The following is an 18,912-nucleotide window of genomic DNA, read 5'->3' on the forward strand; positions in this document are numbered from 1 at the left end:
GACCTCGGAGGTGGGTACATGATGCTTCCGACAGCGAGTTATTGCCTTCTATACAGGTAGTTGCCTCGTCGACAAATCGCGTCGATGTTGTCCTGTCGATGTTGTCCTAAGGAGTGGCGGCGTGCTGGCTGACCAGTTCTTCCTGATCGCACATGAGGACCGTACCGGCCGGTCACGTCTGCATCCCCGGGCCACCGGCCTGGGGCTCGCCGCCGCCCTGTTGGGTGAGCTAGTGCTCGAAGGGCGGTTGCGCATCTTCGACGGTGACTTGCGCATCGAGAGTCGTCAACCACCTAGGGACTCGTTGTCGCATTCTGTACTCGAACTGCTCATCGCTCAGCCGCAGCACCGCGATGTCCGAACCTGGCTCGCGTATCTGTCGCAGGATGCGCCGGAACGGGTAGGGGAGCGGCTGATGCGTTCCGGTGCGGTGGAATCGGTGACTCGCCGGCGGATGCTTTCGACCCATACCTTCTACATGCCCAATAATGAGGCGCAGCGTAACGCGGCGGCGTGGGCGCCGATGCGGCTGGCCAACATCATGGTCCGTGGCCTGGAGATGTCGACCAGCGACCGGCTCCTGGCCGGTCTGGTCGTCGCGACCGGGCTCACCCGGTTCGTGCTGTGGGACTTCGAGGTCCACCGGCAGGCCCTCACCCAGCTGCCCACCGCCATCGGGTCGCTGCCCGAGGATTTTCGTCAGCTCATCGAGCACACCGAGTCGTCCGTCGGTTCCGTGCTCGCCGTCGGTAGGCGGTGAGTCCGGTCGGTCGTCATCACCGCCGGCGGGACAACTTCGATCAATGGGCTGGGAGGCTCTTGATGGCGCGTAAGGACTCGTCCGAGCCGGACATCGTTTCGACCGCTCTGGCCCGAAACCGGCTCGGCGTTCCTTCGGTGTTCTTCTTCGGCGTGGCGGGTGCCGCTCCGCTCACCGTGGTGATCGGGGCCATCACCACTATCTACGCGGTGGTCGGGAACACCGCTGTCCCGGTGGTCTATCTCGTCGTCGCGGCGATCCTGTCGATCTTCACGGTCGGGTTCGTCGCGATGAGCCGCCACATCGTCAACTCCGGCGCGTTCTACTCGTACATCAGTCACGGGCTGGGACGCATTCCGGGCGTGGGTGCCGCGTTCGTCGCGCTCCCCGCGTACGCGTTGATGCAGATCGGTCTGTTCGGTCTGTTCGGGGTGGTCGCCTCGGGGGTTCTCGGCGGGCTCGGCATCACAGCCGGCTGGTTCACCTGCGCGATCGTGGCGTGGGTGCTGGTCTCGGTGCTCGGCCTGCTCTGGATCGACCTCAGCGGCAAGGTGCTCGCCGTCCTGCTGGTCCTCGAGATCGTCATCGTGCTGATCTACGACGCGGTGATGGTCGCGAACCCTGCCACCGGTTCGGTCGACTTCTCGACACTGAACCCGGTGCAGGTCTTCACGCCCGAGGTCGCGGCGATGATGGTGCTCGCCATCGGCGGCTTCGTCGGGTTCGAGGCCACGGTCGTGCTCTCGGAGGAGGCGAAGGACCCGAAGAAGACGATCGCCCGGGCGACGCACCTCGCGGTCATCCTCGCCGGCCTGCTCTGCGGGCTCTCCGCGTGGGCGATGTCCGTCGGCGCCGGCCCGCGCACCATCGTCGCAGCCGCCAACGCCGACTCGACCGACCTGATCTTCAACCTGGTCAGCCCGCACGTGCCCGAGGCGCTGATCAACATCGGCTATGTGCTCTTCATGACGAGTATCTTCGCCGCGCTGCTCGCCTTCCACGCGGCGGTCTCGCGCTACCAGTTCGCCCTCGGTCGTGAAGGGGTCCTGCCCCGCGCCTGGGGATACACCCACCCGCGGACCGGGGCGCCGATCGTCGGCTCGATCACCCAGAGCGTGCTCGCCCTGGTCGTGCTGGTGATCTACCGTCTCACCGGCGCCGACCCGCTGGTCTACCTGTTCGCGTGGCTGACCGTGGTCGGCGGGCTGGGCGTGCTCATCCTGATGTGGAGCGCGTCGGCGGCGGTGGTGATGTTCTTCGTCCGGCACCGCCACCAGGAGAACAGGTGGCGCGCCAAGGTCGCCCCGATCACCGCGTTCGTGCTGCTCAGCGTGATCCTGGCGGCGACGATCTACGGGCTCGGCGACCTGCTGCAGGTCGAGTCGGGGTCGATCTACCACTGGCTCTTCCCGACCGGGTACCTGCTCTTCGCGCTCTTCGGCTTCGGCTGGGCGATGGCGATGCGGGCGGGCCGGCCGGAGGTGTACGCCGCGATCGGCCGGGGCACCGAGGGCCGGGCCCTGGTGGACGCCCCGCGGGTCAAGAACAGCAACTCGGGCTCGCACCCGGAGGCGCTCAGTGCCCGCGCGATGCTGGCCGCCGGCCGGGAGATGCAGCAACAGCAGCACCAGCAACCGGTGCCGGGCCAGCTCCAGCCGGGCCAGTCGCATCAGGGCCCGTCCCATCAGGGCCAGCCGCCGCAGCCGGGCCAGTACCCGGGCCAGTCGTATCCGGGCCAGTCGTATCCGGGCCAGTCGTATCCGGGCCAGTCGTACCAGGGCGGGTCGTATCCGGACCAGCCGTACGAGCAACGCCCGCCGTACCAGGACCAGCCCCAGCCGTACCCGGAGCAGTCACCCTGGGAACCGCAGGGCCCGCCGGCGCCGTCCGGACCGCCGCCGCAGGCGCAGTGGGAGGGCTCGCCCGAGCCGTCGCGCTGGGAGACCCCGCCGGAGCCCTCGCGCTGGAAGTAGAGCTTGATTCCGTGGAAACACGCCGAACCGCCCGCCGGTCCCGACACGAAAGGAGATCTCCGTGCCGACCGGGATCCGCCAGCCCCCCCAAGAGCTCGGATCCGGTCGAAGCGGCGGGCGGTCAGCGGCGTGTCCGAAGCCTGAGTGGGGGTCAGGCCGCCTGCGGGAACTGGTAGATCCAGAACTGCTGGGCGTCCATCATCTCCGCCTCGCAGTTGCCGGAGAAGCGGTGCAACATGATCCGGATGACCCGGCTCATCTTGCGGATCTCGTCGTTGTGGCCGCAGAAGTCAAGTCCGATGATGCCGTTCTGCGCCGCCGCGAACAGGTACATCGCCTCCACCAGGTCGGAGAAGGACGAGTTCGCGCGGCCGGTCGGCAGCACGGCCACGAAGCCGCAGTACCAGATCTTGTGCTGGGCGTAGAGCTCCGGCCACCGCTTCTCGAAGTACTGCGGTGAGATCAGCGGCATCGCGTCGAGGTCGTTGGTGTAGGTCGACATCCCGACCAGGGTGCCCTCGTCGTCGAGGCTCAGGTACTTCTGCACCCGTCCGTCCCGCATGACCTCATCGAACTCGTTCTGGAACATGAGGTGACGCTGGACCGCCAGGGCGTTGAGGCCCCGGAACGATTCCTCGTACATCTTCCACGCGGTCTCGATGAGCTCGTCGTCGTTGATCTGCTCGACAACCTTGATAACCATGCGATGCTCCCCGATGCGCTGAAGGGTTCAAGCCGATCGATGGGCTGTGTGCCATCAGCGTACGGAGAGTGATTCGCAGATTACAAGCAGTGATTTATGCCAAGGTCAACGTGTCCTGAAATGACCGGGACGGCGATCTCCGTCCGCATGAATGCGCTGTTCACGCCGCGCACGGTGCGGCTAGCGATCGCATCCCTTTCGGACGGTCGCACAGGGGTGTTTGCGGGGTCAAGCGTCCAAGCCCCGGAGTCCAGGCCTCGTGACCGATATCGATCAGCCTAATTGATCTTCGACCCGGAGCCGGCAGCTGTGGAGGAGTCGTTTTCGATCTTCTGCGGGCCGATTTCGCTTCGCTCAGCGTCCTTCTCCCGAGGTTTCGGCGGGGTCGCCACCAAGGTCGAATCCACGGCGGAGTGATGTCTGCGGTCGCCGAAGAAGGCCACGGCGGCGAGCCAGATGCCGGCGAGCGCGACCAGCCCCATCCACCCCTCGGTCAGCAGCATGGTGCCGACCTGTCCCTTGGCCCACTGCATCCCGCGCGGGCGGCACCCGGCCGGGCTGGTGTCGAGCACGTCGCAGGGCGGTTCGACCCGTGGCACCGCGGCCTCGGTCACCGCCGACCCGGCGGGGAACGCGGTCAGCCGCGGGCGCAGAACATCCAGGTCCTCGGGCAGCCAGCTCTCGAACGCCTGCAGCATCGCCGTGTGCCCGCGCTCGTTCGGGTGCAGGCTGCTGTGCGACCAGTTCTTGGGGTTGAACCGCTGCTCAGCGATGCCGCGTACGGAGCGGACGCCGATGAAGTTGAGCCCGGGCCGGCCCTGGTTGCGGGGGTCGCACAGCTGCAGGTGCGCGTCGGCCAGCGCCGACTCCATGCCGCCGAGATAGTAGAAGCCGAACTCGTTCGCGGTCTGCGCCACCATCGCGTTCAGCCCGCGGGTCACGAACTCGTGCAGGAAGAGCCGCTCCCGCGGGGTGAGCGAGACGTCGTCACAACGTCCGTCCAGGTCGATCGGATCCGGGTACGGAACGACCACGATCGGCGTACGCGGAAACAGACTGTCGAGTTGCCGATAGGTGTCCCGCAGCCCGGCCCGCACCTGGGGGAGGGCATCGGTCCACAAGCGGGACTCGTCGTCGCAGTTGCCCGGGGCCAGGCACATCAACCCGATCGTGGAGAACCCCGCGTCGTTGCCCCCGATCCCGGCGACCACGAGACTCGGCGTGTAATCGGGGCCGTAGTCGTGCAGATAGCGGTCGAGCTGCGTACCCGTCTCCCCGGTCTGTGGCTCCGGAACCGGCGCACCTGAGCGCACGGGCAGCGTACCCGTCTGAACGTTAACGGTCTTGGCACCGGAGCAGGCGAGGAACTCCACCCGGCCGAACGGGCGCTGCTGCCCGGCCATCGCCGACCAGGCGGTGGGGGAGCGGCGGCACTGGTCGCCCCCGCCCTCGTCGGTGCCCCGGTAGTAGGTGGACGCACCCTCCCCGGACATGTACGAGTCGCCGAGCGCCACCAGCAGCCGCTGCCCGTCGCGCCGTGGTTGCAGCTGCACGGGCAGGTCGGCGGGCAGCGGCGTCACCCCGAGCAGGGCGATCACGGCCATCGCGAACGCGATGTCGGCCTGCGTCGTCGACGTCATCGCGATCACCAGCAGCGACAGCACCACGATCGCGCCGAGCAGCCACGGCGAGCGGGTCAGCCACCACATCAGCGCGACCGCGGCCAGGTAGATCACCAGGCCTGCGAGCCCCGCCCGCAGCCGGTGCGGTGACGGTCCCGCGCACAGCCGCCGCACGGCGACCTCGGAGAACACGGCCAGCCCGACCGGGAGCAACGCGAAGAAGGCGAGGCCCAGCAACGCCAGCTCGAGCACCACCCACGCCGTGCCCTCGCCGCCACCGAGCACCAGCACGCCGATCAGGGCGAGGACCGCGCCCGTGCCGAGCAGCCCGAGCGCCAGCACGAGCCGCCGCTCCTCGCTCAGCGGGCCCTGCCGCAACCAGGTCACCCCGGTGCCGGCCAGGAAATACAGCACCAGGATCCCGAGCAGGGCCGTCCCGGCGCTGTGCAACACCAGGAAGGAGGCCACGAGCGCCACTGCCACCACGATCAGCACCATGGCCGTACGCCGGGAGATCAGCCACTGGTGGTGATCGAGGCTGTCGAGGTACTGCCCGCGGATCCAGAGCGTCGCCGCGACCACGAACAGCGTGAAGAACACCTGCAGGGTCAGCGACGGCGCACCCGAGCGGGCAAAGCCGAGCAGCAACGACAGCGTCACGGCGAAGACGATCGTGCGACGACCGGCGCCATGATCCGTACCGGTCATCTGGATCTCTCCCGTGCTTGGTCTCCAAGGGCGTCAACGAATCGACGCCGAACGATAGGGTAGGGCATGCGATCCGTCCTACGTGGGGTACGGCTCCTGGCCGTCTCCGTATCAATCGCCACGATCCTTCCCGCGACGGCGGCAGGGGCGGCCACTGTGCACGCCCCCGCCGCCTCCGAGCCCGTCTACGACTACACCCAGGCGATCCGCGAGCAGATCTGGGTGCAGGTTCCGACCGACAGTGACAACGACGGGCAGCCCGACCGGGTGGCGGTGCGCATCATCCGCCCGCGCGAGTCCGGCCCTGACCTCAAGGTGCCGGTCATCTTCCAGGCGAGCCCGTACTACGCGGGGCTCAACGACGTTCCCAACCACGACGACGTGGACCGCGACGGCTCCGATGCCCTGCGCAGCGCCGATCCCGGCACGGACCGCGTTGAGTCCATTGTGTTCTCGGGCTATCTCGACAACTACTTCGTGCCGCGTGGCTACGCGGTGGTCTTCGCCGACAGCCTCGGCAGCGGCGGCTCGACCGGCTGCCCGACCTCCGGCGGCCGCAACGAGACCCTGGGCATGAAGGCGGTCGTCGACTGGCTCAACGGCCGGGCCCGCGGCGTCGACGCCACCGGCGCCCCCGCCCGCGCGAGCTGGTCCACCGGCCACACCGGCATGATCGGCGTCTCCTACAACGGCACCCTGCCCAACGCCGTCGCCGCGACCGGCGTGCGCGGCCTCGACACGATCGTCCCGATCGCCGGCATCTCCAGCTGGTACGACTACTACCGGGCCAACGGCGGCGTCGTGGCTCCGGGCGGCTACCAGGGCGAGGACACCGACGTGCTCGCCAAGGCGGTGCTGACCCGCGAGAACCCGGAGGTCTGCGCGGACGTCATGGCGCAGATCGAACGGGACCAGGACCGGGTCACCGGTGACTACAGCCGCTTCTGGGCCGAGCGTGACTATGTGCGCGACGCCGGCAAGGTGCGCGCGAGCGTGCTGCTGGTCCACGGCCTGCACGACGACAACGTCCGCACCGGGCAGGCCGGCCAGTGGTGGGATGCGCTGGCCCGCAACCGCGTCCCGCGCAAGATCTGGCTGCACCAGGCGGGCCACACCGACCCCTTCAACGTACGCCGTGACGTCTGGCTCGACACCCTGCACCGCTGGTTCGACCAGTGGCTCCGCGGCGTCGACACCGGCATCATGAACGAGCCGGTCGCCGACGTGGAGGTGGCCCCGAACGTCTGGCGCACCTCGAAGACCTGGCCCGTGCCCGGCACGAAGGCGACCACGTTCTCGCTGACCGGCTCCGGCGCCCTCAAGCGTGGCCCGGCGCTACCGGGAGCACGGCAGTCCTTTGTCGACAACCCTTCGCGCACGGCCGAGGACCTCGCCGCCGACGGCACGGTCGCCGACCCGAACCGGCTCGCGTACCTCTCGGAGCCTCTGACCAAGGAGACCCGCCTCTCCGGCACGCCGACGATCACGCTGCGCGCCGACCTGGCAGGCAAATCGCCGTACCTGACGGCGATGCTCGTCGACTATGGCACCGCCGACCGCTACGCGGGCATCCGCAGCCTGCCCACCCAGGACTGCGTCGGCCCCGGCATCCCCGGCGACCCGGGCTGCTTCGCCCAGCGCGAGTACGTCACCACGTCCACGCCCTCGGAGATCGTCACCCGCGGCTGGCTCGACACCCGCAACCGCCGTTCCCCCTCGGTCACCACCCCGGTCCAGCCCGGAAAGCCCTACACGTTCACATGGACCCTGCAGACCGAGGACCACATCTTCGCCCCCGGCCACCGCATTGGCGTGATCATCCTCAGCACCGAACGCGACCACACCCTGCGCTACCCCGCAGGCACCGAGGCCGGCGTCCGCACCGGCGTCTCCTCGGTGGTCCTGCCGCTGGTCAACGGCGGGCGGTGAACTCCATCCGCAGCGTGTCGTTCTCGGTCAGCACGATGACGCGGCCGGGGTCGATGGTGATGAAGAAGTAGCGGTCACCTGAGCGTTCCAGCAGGTAGAGGCCGCGATATTCGAACTGGTAGGCGGCCTGGGGGTCGAGCGTCACCGTGCGGGTGACCCCCGGGCCGGCCAGCCGCAGATCCTTGGCACTGAACACGACGACCGCGGGCAGCTGGCCCGGGTCGGCGGCGAAGTCCCGGCCGAACGCCTCGCCCGTTGTGCGAGCGACCCGCTCGGTGCACCAGAACACCGCGAGCGCCAGCAGGATCACCGCGATGACCCGCGTCGGCATCGGCCACGGGTCGGTGCCGCTGCGGGCCTGGCGCACGGACCGGCCGTAGCGAGCGAGCAGCACCGACGCGGTGAGGGTGACCGGCATTGCGTACCCGGCGACCGGCGTGGCCAGCAGGATCAGGGCGACCACCGCCAGCGGCACCCAGGCCCAGCCGAGCAGCCGGGCCGCGCGCAGGACCGTACGCACGGGCAGCCGCTCGATCGCAGGCACCACCCACTGCCGGTGCGCCTGATAGCCGACGAGGATCACCGCCAGCAACAGGATCAGCGGCAGGAACAGCACGTTGAGGCTCTTGAGGACGTAGTCCGTGGTGGTGAGGCTGAGCGCCGACACGTCGAAGCCCAGCTCCCGCGCCTGGAACCGGGTCCGCACCCACCCGAAGTAGTACAGCACCGCGGTCACCGCCGCGACCACCACACCGACATCGGCCAGCAACCGCACCAGCGGCGACTCCACCGCCCGGGGCTGCGTCATGGGTCGTAGGTGAATTCCGTGGTGCCGAAGATGCCCCACGGCCAGCCGAGCACGAAGACCCAGACCGGTCCGTCGGACGTGCCGGCCGGCACGGTCATGGTGGCTTCGTTGCCGTTCGTGCGGACGCCGTGATCGTGGAGATCCCAGGAGATCACCGCGTCGGCGGGCAGATTCTCGCCGATCAGCCGGACCTCGTAGCCGCCCTCCACCGGGCCATGATCGGGTTCGAGCCGCAGCAGCCGTGGGCAGGCCGGTCTGACCGCCGGGCACTGGCCCTCGCGCACGAAGCGGGCCGACGGGTTGTCACGGTGCGCGGTGACGAGATCGCGGAGCATGGCCTGGACCACCACGCCCAGACAGCCGAGGGTCGGGTCCGGTCGGGCGAACTCGCGGTAGGCGGCCTCGGCCTTCACCCAGTCGCCGGTGCGGCCCTCGAACGCGGCCAGGCACGCGTGGGCGGCACCGTTGTACAGATCGGCCTGGTGCCCTCCCACCTGGTCCCTGGTGATCTCGAAGACCAGGTCGCACTCGCCCGTGGCCAGCGCCGTGTAGGCGCCGGCCTCACCACCGGGATCGCCGCCACCGGTGATGCCCAGGTTCTTGATCCACCGCACGACCCGGGACCCGCCGCGCGGTGTGACAGAGGTGGTCCGGGGCACTGTTGGTGGAACTGTGGTCGGCTGAGCCGTCCGCGGCTGGGTCGGATCCGGCCGCGGCGCCGGGGGCAGAGTCGTGCCGGGGGCGGTCGGCCGAGTGGCCGCCGACGGTGATGCCGAGAGAGCCGGGGCGCTGGAGGTGGAAGCGGCGGGCTCCTCGCGCGGTGAACAGGCGCAGGCGATGGCTGCGCAGGTGACGAGGACGGCTGCCGCGAGCCGGAGGCTACGCATAGTCATCAATGGTAGAAACGGAGCCGCCTCGATCGGCAGGTCCGGGCGCTGTCGGCGTTGCGACGGCCCGATGGGTATCAGGCGAGCACCAAGCCGGTCTCCGGGTCGTAGAAGCGTAGTGCGGCGGCGGGGAGTTCGAGGCGGAGGCGGTCACCCGGTGCGACGCGGAGGCCCGGGCCGGTCTGCACCTTCAGCTCGCCACCTGCCCAGCGTACGGTCAGCAGGATGGCCGACCCCGTCGGCTCGGCGACCTCGACCTCGGCCTCGACCCCCTCCTGGGCCTGGCCCTGGGTGATCGTGATGTTCTCCGCCCTGATGCCTGCCAGGATCTTCTTGTCGTTCCAGGAGGCGAGCGAGGCGGGGGCGGGCACGGACTGATCGTCGACGACCAGGCTGCCCTGGTGGACGGTGGCGGTGAAGAAGTTCATCGGGGGTGCGCCGAGGAAGCCGCCCACGAAGCGTTCGCCGGGGCGGTCGTAGACGTCCATGGGGGCGCCGATCTGGGCGATGCGGCCGTCGCGCATGACCGCGACCCGGTCGCCCAGGCTCATCGCCTCGGCCTGGTCGTGGGTGACGTAGAGGGTGGTGGTGCCGAGCCGGGCGACGATCTTCTTGAGCTCGGCGCGGAACTGCAGGCGCAGCAGGGCGTCGAGGTTGGAGAGCGGTTCGTCCATGAGCAGGACGTCGGCGTCGACCGCGATGGCCCGGGCGACCGCGACGCGCTGGCGCTGGCCGCCGGAGAGCTGGGCCGGGTGCCGGTCCAGGTAGTCGGTCAGGTCGAGCAGCTCGGCGGCCCGCTCGACGCGGGTGTTCCACTCCGGCTTCGGGACCTTCTGCATGGTCAGGCCGAAGCCGATGTTCTGGCGGACCTTCAGATGCGGGAAGATGGCGTACGACTGGAAGACCATCGACAGCCCCCGCTCGCGGGCCGGGAGGCGGGTCACATCGCGCCCGCCGATCGTCACCGTCCCGCCGTCGGGGGTCTCCAGCCCGGCCACCATGCGCAGCAGCGTCGTCTTGCCGCAGCCGCTCGGGCCGACGAGCACGAGGAACTCGCCGTCGGCCACGTCCAGGGAGATGTCGTCGGTCGCGCGCCGGTTGCCCGACGGGTACGTCTTCACCAGGTTGGTGACGGTCACTCCGGCCATGCGGATGTCCTATCTGAGGGTGGTTCCCCACATGTTGAGCAGGTAGCGGCGGGCCACCGCGATGAAGATCAGGGCCGGCACGACCAGGGCCAGGCCACCGGCGAAGCGGAACGCGAGCGGTGAGTCGGCCAGGGTGGCGAGGACCTGGGCGGGCAGGGTGCGCCGGTTGAGGGTCAGGATGCTGGCGCCGAGGACCTCGTTCCAGCTCAGCACGAACGTGAACATCGCGGACGCGGCGATGCCGGGCAGGGCCTGCGGGACGACGACGCGGGCGAACGCCGCGAGCGGGGACGCACCGAAGATCATGGCGGCCTCCTCCTGCTCGCGGGAGACGCCCAGGAAGATCGCCGACGTGATCAGGATGGTGGTGGGCAGCGCGAGCGCTGTGTGCAGCAGGGTCACGCCGTACGTCGTGTCGTACAGGCCGGTGTCGAGGAAGATCCGGGCCAGCGGGACGGAGAGGACCACGATCGGCAGGGCACGGGTCAACAGCAGGGCCAGTTGGTACGGGTCCCGCCCCTTGAACGCGTACCGTGCCATCGCGTAACCGGCAGGGAGGCCGATGAGCAGTGACAGCGCCACCGTGGACAGTCCGATGGTGAGCGAGTTGAGCAGGCCCCCGAGGATGCCGGTCGACTGCAGGAACGTCGACATCGTCTCGCCGGACAGCGACGTGGGCAGCAGCGACAGCGGGAATTCGTTGAGCGACCGGCGGCTGGACAGCGCCGCCAGGGTGATCAGGTAGAGCGGGGCGCCCATGAACAGCGTGATGGCGGCGCAGGCGAGCTGGACCTTGAGCTTCATGGGCGCATCAGCCTCAGGTAGCCGACCGCCGCGACGATGGACAGCGCCAGCACGACCAGCGCGATCGCCGTGGCGACGTTCGGGTTCTGCAGCTGGTAGTACCACTGGTAGGTCTCGCCGACCAGCAGCGGGAAGTTGCGCCCGGTCAGCGCCTGGGCGACCGCGAACGCCTCCAGGGCGAGGATGGTCCGCAGGATCAGCGCCACCTGCAGGCTGGGCCGCAGCTGGGGCAGGATGACGTGCCGCACCCGCTGCCAGTACGTCGCCCCGAAGACCGAGGCCGCCTCGTCGTAGTCGCGCGGCACGCCCTGCAGCCCGGCGATGACGATCACGAAGACCAGCGACGTGGCCCGCCACAGCTCGGCGACGACCACGGCGAGGAACATCGTCTGCGGGTGCTCGAAGGACAGCCAGGAGTACGTGGGAATGCCGAGGCCGTCCAGCACCGAGTTGAGGTAGCCGCGGTCGGTGAAGATCGACAGCCAGACCAGCCCGGCCGCGAGGTCGCTGATCGCCAGCGGGACGACCCAGATGTAGAAGTGCAGGCCGGCGAACCTCGGGCGTTCCCGCATGAGCAGCGCCATCACGATCGCGAGGGCGAACTGCAGGGGGATCAGGACGACGATCAGCAGGGCGGTGTTGCGCAGGGCCTCCCAGAAGTACGGGTCGTCGGCCATCCGGCGTACGTATTGGGTCGTGGGTCCGTCGGGGCCGTGGAACGCCTGCGTGACCCCCGCGATCAGCGGCCAGAGGAACAGCGCGGCCATGAAGATGATCGACGGTGCGATGAGCAGGAGAGCGGGACGGGTTTGGCGCATCAGGCCGCCCGGCAGTTCGCGCCCGCCGGGTCGGGCTGCCAGCAGGGGATCTTCAGCTCGTCGAGGATCTTGTTGAGCTCGGTGGCCTGCGCGTCGAGCACCTGCCGGACCGGTTTGCCGTCGAGGCAGATCTCCTTGAAGCAGTTCTTGAAGATCTGGCCGACCTCGCCGTCGCGGGCACCGAGCCCGACCGGGGGCAGCGACAGGATCGCGTTCGGCGCCTCCCGCTGGGCCTTGATCGCGGCGGCGGCGAGGGCCACCGCGCCGGGCAGGTCGGTCGGGATCGGGGCGTTGGTGACCGGGAAGAACGCGTTCTGCCGGAGCACGTCGAGCTGCACCTCGGGAGTGGTGAGCGCCTTGAGGACGTCCTTGGCCTTGTCGGTCTCGGGGGCGCCCTTCGGGATGCCGATCCCGGCGAGCACGAGCATGTAGCCCAGGCCCTTGGGACCGCTCGGCGCCGGGACCATGATCCAGTCGTCGGGCTTGTCGGCGGGCGCGCCGACCAGCCTCGCCACGTGGTCGAAGCCGATCAGGACCTCGCCGCGCTGCAGCGGATCCTGCAGGTTGTCGTAGTTCGTCGAGCCGCGGGCGGTCTGCGCCCAGAGCTGCACCATGTACTCCCACGCGGTCACCGCCTCCGCGCTGCGGAACGTGGTGATCTGCCCGCCGGTGAAGCTGGGCAGCAGGAAGCCCTGGAAGAAGCGGTGGTAGAGGCCCTTGACCCCGGCCGGGATGCCGAAGATCGGCTTGCCCCCGTTGGCCTTGGCGCCGGCGGTCGCCCAGGCGAGCAGCTGGTCGTAGGTCAGTTTCTGCACGTCGGCACCGCTGGGCAGCCACTGCAGGGCCTTCTTGTTGACCGCCAGGACATAGCTCGCCTGCATCCACGGGATGTACTTGGTGGTCGTTCCGCCGAGCTTCGCCAGGTCGGTCAGCTCCTTGGCGAACCCGCGGTCACCGAGCCCGGCCAGCACGTCGTCGAGGTCGATCAGCCGCTCGGCGTGCTGCGCCAGGTCGCCGTGCAGCGCGCCGACCGCGCTGACCTGCACCTTGCCCGCGTCGACCTGGGTCTGCAGGGTGGAGGCGAAGACCCCGGTCTCGACCTGGTTGAACGCGACCTTCTCGGCGGTGATCCGCTGCTGCAGGATCTTCTCGAAGCGCTGCTTCTCCTCGACCGGGCTGAACTGGTTGGACATCAGGGTCACGGACCCCTTGCCGCCGTCGGCGCCGCTGGTCGACACGCCTCCGCACGCGCCGAGCAGGGGAGCGGCCGCGACCCCGGCTCCGAGGGACAGCAGGGCACGGCGATTCAAACGAATATCGGTCATCACATCGACTCCCATCGTCAGATCCACAATGTAGGGGACCTCACAGGGAAGCGCGACACGGCGAAAGCTTCAGAACCCCGGGCGCGCTGCCGATCCGACGGGCCTGACGCTATCGCTGAGGAGTGACCGTGGTGTTTGGCAGGAAGCAGGAACAGGTCGTGGTGGCCGAGGACAGTTCGGCGCTCACCGCGGCGAAGGCCGAGATCGAGGCGCTGCGCCGCGAACTGGCCGAACAGCGCGAGGCGAGCGTCGGCGACTCGGAGCGGTTCACCCTGATGACCGAGGCGGCCGGCATCGGCCTCTGGGACATGAACGTGAACGCCGCGGACCCGGTGAACCCCAACAACGCGTTCCAGTGGTCACAGGAGGTCCGCCGGATGCTCGGCTTCCGCGACGAGTCCGACTTCCCGAACATCCTCAGCAGCTGGGCGTCCCGGCTGCACCCGGACGACGCGCAGCGGGTGGTCGACGCGTTCCTCGGCCACCTCAACGACCGCACGGGCCGCACGCCTTACAACATCGAATACCGCCTGCAACTCAAGACCGGCGAGTACCGCTGGTACGTCGCGACCGGCGCGACCAAGCGCGACAGCTCGGGCCGCCCGCTGCGGGTCGCCGGCGGCCTGCGCGACATCGACAACGAGAAGCAGCTCATGGAACGCAGCGAGCAGCAGCTACGCCAGCTCGCGGACTCGTCCACCCAGCTCGCCGGTGTCTCCACCGACCTCACCACCTCGGTCGACGCCGCGGTCGCCCGGGCGACGACCGCCGCTCAGACGATCGCCGCCCTCGACGCCAGCAGCGCCAAGATCGGCGAGGTGGTCAAACTGATCACCGGCATCGCCTCGCAGACCAACCTGCTCGCGCTCAACGCCACGATCGAGGCCGCCCGCGCCGGCGAGTCCGGCCGAGGCTTCGCGGTCGTCGCGCACGAGGTCAAGGAACTCGCCACGGAGACCGGCCGCGCCACGGAGAGCATCGCCGAACAGGTCGACGGCATCCGCGCCCAGACCAGCGACGCCGTCCGCAGCATCCAGGAGATCGAGGCGGCCATGCAGACCCTCGCCTCGACCCAGCGCGCCATCGACGACCTGGTCAGCGGCCACCAGCACGCTTAGGCGTCATCGCGCTCGTGGTACCCGCGCTTGGCGGCGGCCTTCACCGTGTTCACGTCACGCTTGGTGCTGTCCACCGCCGCCTGGGGCGACGGCGGCACGGCCTGCTGCACCTGCTTCTTACCGAGCAGGGCGGCGGTGCCGGCCGCTGCCAGGACCAGGACGGCGACCACCAGTGCTGCCAGCCATGCCGGCCAGACCAGCGCGAGTGCGGCCCCGATGGTGAACAACAGGGCACTCACCCCGTAGAGGGCGAAAACCCCCGCGCCGCCGAGCAGGCCGGCGCCGGTTCCGGCTTTCTTCCCCTTCTCCACCATTTCGGTACGCGCGAGGGCGAGCTCTTCGCGTACGAGTGTGGAGACCTGCTCGCTCATCCGGCTGACAAGGTCTCCGGTCGAATCAGTCCGTGTGTCCGTCATCGCCCTGGACTACCCGCGCTGACCTGCGGTAATCCCCGCGACACCCGGACGGGCGGTTAAATTGCGTCGCGGGCGGGCGCCGCTGTGCCTACCGTCCGTTCCGATGGCCCACTACGAATCCTCGGCGACCACTCTCGGCGCCCTGCAGCGCGGACTCGGCCGCGGTGTCTTCGGCGACCTTTCGGATGCGCTCGCCGTCCTCCGGGACGACTACCGCTGGGACGGTGTCGACGAACGGGCCGTCTACCTGGCCCGGCTCGTCCGCGACTTCGACCTGCCGGTGCCATCCCTGACTTCGTCCCTGCAGAACCTGGACGTCCTCTCCGTACTGGGGCGATGCGGTGTTTTGTCGGCGGTTGATGCCCTCCACGACTACGTGCGCTCGGGCCCGCAGTGGGTCGAGGTGCTGGAGACTGTGGCGGTCGACTGGCCGCTCGAGATGTGGGACGACCTGCGGCCGGTCGCCCTGGCGCGGCTCGCCCCCGGGGCCAGGGTGTGGGGTAAGCCCTGGAAACACTGGGGCCTGGCCGCCCCGTTGGTCCGCCCGGCGCGCCGCCTGCTCGGGGACCGCACCACGGAAGAGCTGCTCGCCCTGCTGAGCGACGATGCCGTGCGCGAGCTGAACCGCCGCGGGCCGCACCCCGCACTGCTGGATCTTGCCGGCTCCCTGCCCCCGCTGCCGTCACTGTGCCGTTCGCTGGAGTTGCTCGGCGCCCTGGCGGTGCCGCTCGCCCGGACCTGGGCTGCGCAGCCGGATCACCCACTGCGCGGCGGGGCCGTCGACGTCCTCGCGCTCCACGGCGACGACTCCGACTTGTCGGCTATCTTCGCGGAGTGGGACCGGCTCGATCATCTCCCCGACTTCCGGTGCGGCTACGACACGCTGGCTGCGGGTGTCGCGCGGATCGGTGCTCGGGCGGCGGTGCCCCGGCTGCGGAAACTCTGGTACAGCCCGCATTCGTACGAGCGGGCTGCGTACCTGCGGGCCTTGAACGCTCTTGATCCTGAGGTTGCCGGGCCGTTCCTCGCCGAGGGATTGTGGGACTGCGAGAGCGAGGTGCGATTGTTCGCGGTCGAGCACGCCACGGTCTCGCAGCTTGGCCGGCTCGCGTTCCTGCGCGACGACCCGATGGAGACCGCCTCGGTGCGGGCCGCGGCTGCTTCCCGGATCAGTTCCGTTTAGCGCTCTCGATCAGCTCCGCGGTGGCCCGCGGGTCGTCCACCTCGATGACCAGGCGGGCGTACCGCTCATCGGCCAGCTCGATGACCAGGGCCTTCGCCGGATTCTTCACGTCCCAGAACACCCGCTCACCCTCGCTGCGGAACGACCCCGCCACGATCACACCCGGAACGTACGTGCCGGCGGTGCGCACGCCCTTCCACTCGTGGGCGATGCTGGGGTCGGGCGTGGCTCCGCGAACGTTTGTCAGGGGGATGGTCAGGCTGCTCTTGAGCGCCCAGAGTTTGTCCAGCCCCTCCACGTTCACCACAAGGTCATCGGCGGTGATGTCGATCGTTGCCATGTCGGTCTCCTCAAGTTTCTCAAGGGATGAGCGTTCGGTCTGCCCGGGAACGGATCAGCAGTCCCAGGGCCAGGGCAGTAGCTTTTTCGTCTTTCTGAAAGGCCTCGTCGAGCAGGGTGAGCGCCCGGCTGACCTCGGCGGCGACCTCGTCGTCCACGGCGGCCCGCTCGGTAGCGGCCAGCAGCAGAAACCCGAGGCTCCCGCCGCCGGCCAACGCACGCGTACCGGCCTCACCGGGCGGTGCCGCGCTGATCTCACCGGCCACCCGGGTGACGTCGCCGTCGATGTGGTGGCGCAGGGCCGACAGGTAGAGGCCCCGCTTGCTGCCGAACGTCTTGTAGAGGCTGCCGCGATGCACCCCGGTGCAGGTGACAAGGTCGTCCACCGAGGTCCCGTCAAAACTGCGCCCGGCGAACAGCTCCGCAGCCGCGGCAACCGCTTGCGCCTCATCAAACGTCCGTGGCCGTCCCATGCCGCAACTGTATAGGAACGATCGTTCTTAAACCAGCCCCCGGCATGGCCCGCTGATCAACCGTCCAGTGGCTGAGCTGTCTGCCAGCGGTCGACGAACGCCCGGCCCGCCTCGGTGAGCCGGTATATCTCGACGATCGGCTGCCCGTTGACGACGACTTCGCCGGGATGATTGTCGACCCTTTCAATCAGGCCATCGATGGACAGGTGCAGGAACATGAATCCGGTGCCGCGAGCAACCTCCAGGATGCCTGATTCAACGTCCTTGAAACGTGCCCCGGCGTCGACGAGCCTCTCGGTCAGGTTGATGCGTTCTTCCGACGCCGACTCCAATTTTAGAAGCCCGGTCAGGGCTTCATCCAGAAATGGATTGTTCGAGTCCTGACACTCTTCGGCGATGTCTCGCCTGAGCTCGGAGATCTGCGCCAGGATCTTGTTGGCAGCCTTAAGAGATTCGACAGATCTATCTATCGTCTGGCTGACGGACCGCCATACCGGGCGCCGTTCGGCGAAGTGATCCAGGACCCGACGCTCAATTTCCCCGTATCTGCTGTTCAGTACCGTCAGATTTGCCTTGTACTGCAACAGCGACTTACGGTCGATCTGCCCCCTCCTGGTTCCCTTTCTTCCGTGGCAGTTGGCACAGAGAACAATCATGTTGTCAAATTCGTGCTTCTGCACGCGTGCCCAGTCGACGATGTGCTCGATCTGTAATGGGCTCACGGTCCGGCAGGTAGGAATGGCGCAACGGTGACCTGCTTCAACCATCAGCGCGCGTTCGAGTTCGGCCGGTACGGCGGGACGTTCTGGCACCAGTTCAGCGTAGGGCGTGAGGGGTGTGTGGAATGAGCGCCGGGTTTGTCACCGTGGGGGAGCGGTGCTTGCGCGGAGGACGAGGTGGGCGGCGACGTGTTCGACCTGGGGGTCGGTGCCGTCTTCGCGCAGGGCCAGGGACATGGCGCGGGCGCCGATTTCCTCCAAGGGGAGGCGGACCGTGCTCAGGGGTGGGGTGACGTCGACGGAGATCGGCATGTCGTCGAAGCCGATCAGGCTGATCTGGGCCGGCACCTCGAGGCCTCGTTCGCGGAGGAGGGCCAGGGCGCCCACGGCCATGGAGTCGTTGAGGGCGGCGATTGCTGTCAGGCCGGGGTTGCGGTTGAGGAGGATGGCCGCTGCTGCGTGGCCGCCGTTGCGGTCGAAGCCTGCGTATTCGATGTGCCGGGTGGTCAGGTTGTGGCCGTGGTCGTGGGCGGCGCGGTGGAGGCCGGTCAGGCGGTCGGCGGTGGTGGTGAGGTGGGCCGGGCCGGCGATGACGCCGATGGAGGTGTGGCCGAGGCGGTAGAGGGCGTCGCCGGCCAGCCAGCCGCCGTGCTCGTTTTCCGGGACTATCGCATCGCCGGCGTGCTCATGGCGGCCGATGACCGCGACCCGGCCACCGGTGGCTTCGAAGAGGCGGAGTTTGTGGTCCAGGCGGGCGGTGGTGGCCGGGTCGATGTAGCCCGAGCCGGTCAGGACGACCGCGGCCGTGCGGTGGGCGTGCAGCAGATCCACGTAGGCGAGCTCGCGTTCGGGGTCGCGGTAGCTGTTGCAGATGATGACGAGGCGGCCGTGTTCTGTGGCCACGCGTTGCAGGCCGCGGGTGATTTCGGCGAAGTAGGGGTCGGAGACGTCGTGGACGATGACGCCTACCGCGGTGCGGTCCGCGCGGGCGAGTTGCTGGGCGTTGGCGTTGGGGACGTAGTCGAGCTCGGCCACGGCGGCGAGGACTCGCTCGCGGAGGGCGTCGGCTACGGGTTTGGGGCTGTTGTTGATGATGCGCGAGACGGTGGCGGTGGAGACGCCCGCCCGCCGCGCGACGTCCGCCAGAGTCGCCACCAGCACAGACTATCGGACCCCTTG

General features: G+C 68.9%; 18 protein-coding genes. 5 read left to right on the forward strand and 13 right to left on the reverse strand.

The annotated features are described in order from the left end of the window. Window positions 1-121 precede the first annotated feature (121 nt). Window positions 122-760 (forward strand): GOLPH3/VPS74 family protein, encoded by a 639-nt coding sequence (locus tag Ahu01nite_RS09230; protein WP_203836029.1) that lies wholly within the window; start codon window positions 122-124, stop codon window positions 758-760. Window positions 761-822: 62 nt separating this feature from the next. After that, a complete protein-coding gene (locus Ahu01nite_RS09235; RefSeq protein ID WP_203836030.1) occupies window positions 823-2,733 on the forward strand; it encodes an APC family permease in 1,911 nt (636 codons plus the stop codon). Window positions 2,734-2,884: 151 nt separating this feature from the next. Here Ahu01nite_RS09235 and Ahu01nite_RS09240 read toward each other — a convergent pair whose 3' ends face one another. Both Ahu01nite_RS09240 and Ahu01nite_RS09245 read right to left on the reverse strand, forming a co-directional pair. Then, window positions 2,885-3,436: a hypothetical protein gene (locus Ahu01nite_RS09240; RefSeq protein ID WP_203836031.1), complete on the reverse strand. Its 552-nt coding sequence runs from the start codon at window positions 3,434-3,436 to the stop codon at window positions 2,885-2,887. Window positions 3,437-3,714: 278 nt separating this feature from the next. Next, window positions 3,715-5,766: an SGNH/GDSL hydrolase family protein gene (locus Ahu01nite_RS09245; RefSeq protein ID WP_203836032.1), complete on the reverse strand. Its 2,052-nt coding sequence runs from the start codon at window positions 5,764-5,766 to the stop codon at window positions 3,715-3,717. Window positions 5,767-5,832: 66 nt separating this feature from the next. On the opposite strand from Ahu01nite_RS09245, the gene Ahu01nite_RS09250 reads away from it, so the two are divergent. After that, window positions 5,833-7,695 carry a Xaa-Pro dipeptidyl-peptidase gene (locus tag Ahu01nite_RS09250; RefSeq protein WP_203836033.1) on the forward strand — a complete coding sequence of 621 codons (1,863 nt, stop codon included), beginning with the start codon at window positions 5,833-5,835 and terminating at the stop codon, window positions 7,693-7,695. Here the strand turns inward: Ahu01nite_RS09250 and Ahu01nite_RS09255 are convergent. From Ahu01nite_RS09255 to Ahu01nite_RS09280, 6 genes are all read right to left on the reverse strand, one after another. After that, window positions 7,679-8,503, reverse strand: a complete 825-nt coding sequence (locus Ahu01nite_RS09255; protein WP_203836034.1) for a hypothetical protein — start codon at window positions 8,501-8,503, stop codon at window positions 7,679-7,681. The genes Ahu01nite_RS09250 and Ahu01nite_RS09255 overlap by 17 nt on opposite strands. Continuing rightward, window positions 8,500-9,117 (reverse strand): IPT/TIG domain-containing protein, encoded by a 618-nt coding sequence (locus tag Ahu01nite_RS09260; RefSeq protein ID WP_203836035.1) that lies wholly within the window; start codon window positions 9,115-9,117, stop codon window positions 8,500-8,502. Before Ahu01nite_RS09260 ends, Ahu01nite_RS09255 begins: the two co-directional genes overlap by 4 nt. Before the next feature lie 350 nt (window positions 9,118-9,467). Continuing rightward, window positions 9,468-10,538 carry an ABC transporter ATP-binding protein gene (locus Ahu01nite_RS09265; RefSeq protein WP_203836036.1) on the reverse strand — a complete coding sequence of 357 codons (1,071 nt, stop codon included), beginning with the start codon at window positions 10,536-10,538 and terminating at the stop codon, window positions 9,468-9,470. Window positions 10,539-10,547: 9 nt separating this feature from the next. Further along, window positions 10,548-11,342: a carbohydrate ABC transporter permease gene (locus tag Ahu01nite_RS09270; RefSeq protein ID WP_203836037.1), complete on the reverse strand. Its 795-nt coding sequence runs from the start codon at window positions 11,340-11,342 to the stop codon at window positions 10,548-10,550. Then, window positions 11,339-12,160, reverse strand: coding sequence for a carbohydrate ABC transporter permease (locus Ahu01nite_RS09275; protein ID WP_203836038.1), 822 nt, complete (start codon window positions 12,158-12,160; stop codon window positions 11,339-11,341). The genes Ahu01nite_RS09270 and Ahu01nite_RS09275 overlap by 4 nt, the downstream gene beginning before the upstream one ends. Further along, the gene (locus tag Ahu01nite_RS09280; RefSeq protein ID WP_239158733.1) at window positions 12,160-13,485 is read right to left on the reverse strand and encodes an ABC transporter substrate-binding protein; all 1,326 of its coding nucleotides are present in this window, start codon (window positions 13,483-13,485) and stop codon (window positions 12,160-12,162) included. Before Ahu01nite_RS09280 ends, Ahu01nite_RS09275 begins: the two co-directional genes overlap by 1 nt. Before the next feature lie 128 nt (window positions 13,486-13,613). On the opposite strand from Ahu01nite_RS09280, the gene Ahu01nite_RS51655 reads away from it, so the two are divergent. After that, window positions 13,614-14,603 carry a methyl-accepting chemotaxis protein gene (locus tag Ahu01nite_RS51655; protein ID WP_203836039.1) on the forward strand — a complete coding sequence of 330 codons (990 nt, stop codon included), beginning with the start codon at window positions 13,614-13,616 and terminating at the stop codon, window positions 14,601-14,603. Here the strand turns inward: Ahu01nite_RS51655 and Ahu01nite_RS09290 are convergent. Continuing rightward, window positions 14,600-15,019, reverse strand: a complete 420-nt coding sequence (locus Ahu01nite_RS09290) for a phage holin family protein (RefSeq protein WP_203836040.1) — start codon at window positions 15,017-15,019, stop codon at window positions 14,600-14,602. The genes Ahu01nite_RS51655 and Ahu01nite_RS09290 overlap by 4 nt on opposite strands. Window positions 15,020-15,122: 103 nt before the next feature. Here Ahu01nite_RS09290 and Ahu01nite_RS09295 point away from each other — a divergent pair, with 103 nt between their 5' ends. Beyond that, complete coding sequence (locus Ahu01nite_RS09295) at window positions 15,123-16,202, forward strand: HEAT repeat domain-containing protein (RefSeq protein WP_203836041.1); 1,080 nt, start codon at window positions 15,123-15,125, stop codon at window positions 16,200-16,202. On the opposite strand, the gene Ahu01nite_RS09300 is transcribed toward Ahu01nite_RS09295, so the two are convergent. From Ahu01nite_RS09300 to Ahu01nite_RS09315, 4 genes are read right to left on the reverse strand one after another with little or no spacing between them, the layout of a single operon-like run. Beyond that, complete coding sequence (locus tag Ahu01nite_RS09300) at window positions 16,189-16,542, reverse strand: hypothetical protein (protein ID WP_203836042.1); 354 nt, start codon at window positions 16,540-16,542, stop codon at window positions 16,189-16,191. The genes Ahu01nite_RS09295 and Ahu01nite_RS09300 overlap by 14 nt on opposite strands. Window positions 16,543-16,561: 19 nt before the next feature. Next, window positions 16,562-17,014, reverse strand: a complete 453-nt coding sequence (locus tag Ahu01nite_RS09305) for a TetR/AcrR family transcriptional regulator (protein WP_203836043.1) — start codon at window positions 17,012-17,014, stop codon at window positions 16,562-16,564. Between the two features lie 56 nt (window positions 17,015-17,070). Continuing rightward, window positions 17,071-17,826 (reverse strand): HNH endonuclease, encoded by a 756-nt coding sequence (locus tag Ahu01nite_RS09310; RefSeq protein ID WP_203836044.1) that lies wholly within the window; start codon window positions 17,824-17,826, stop codon window positions 17,071-17,073. A 48-nt stretch (window positions 17,827-17,874) separates the two neighbouring features. Continuing rightward, window positions 17,875-18,888, reverse strand: coding sequence for a LacI family DNA-binding transcriptional regulator (locus tag Ahu01nite_RS09315; RefSeq protein ID WP_203836045.1), 1,014 nt, complete (start codon window positions 18,886-18,888; stop codon window positions 17,875-17,877). Window positions 18,889-18,912: the final 24 nt, after the last annotated feature.

Origin of the sequence: Winogradskya humida, from assembly GCF_016862215.1 — a bacterium.
Lineage (GTDB): Bacteria > Actinomycetota > Actinomycetes > Mycobacteriales > Micromonosporaceae > Actinoplanes > Actinoplanes humidus.